General features: G+C 49.2%; 1 protein-coding gene. It reads right to left on the reverse strand.

All coding sequences use genetic code 11. The features are described from left to right. Window positions 1-18 precede the first annotated feature (18 nt). Window positions 19-396, reverse strand: a 378-nt coding sequence (locus BTA35_RS17395) for a pyridoxamine 5'-phosphate oxidase family protein (RefSeq protein ID WP_078320928.1), incomplete at its 5' end; no start/stop codon positions are given.

Raw genomic sequence — 396 nt, forward strand, 5'->3', positions numbered from 1 at the left:
GTCGACAATCTGATCGCATCAACTCCGTTGCAGATGCTCAATGTCGTTGAGTCCCTCACCCGTTAAACGGTAAGCTTGCCCAAAGCCGCGCACGTAAGTGGCTTGTGTTGGGCAAAGTTTAATCAGATAAAAGTCATTTAAACTCTTCAGCAGATCAATAATTTCGCCAAACTGCGCTTGCATCTGTTCAAGACGTGGGGAATATTCAGGCGCGTCACGAGAGATCACTTCCGCGCGCCCTAAGCAGGTGAAACGACGACGGGCAAAAATCTGGCGTGTGTCTTGTTCGTCGGCAATCAGCATCCATGACACCTTTTGATTCGCCAACAGATGACGAGTATGGGCGGCCAATTCACTGACGAAGATATAATGGTTGCCTGCGTCATCGGTGACAAA

The sequence above is a fragment of the Oceanospirillum linum genome (genome assembly GCF_001995095.2).
Lineage (GTDB): Bacteria > Pseudomonadota > Gammaproteobacteria > Pseudomonadales > Halomonadaceae > Oceanospirillum > Oceanospirillum linum.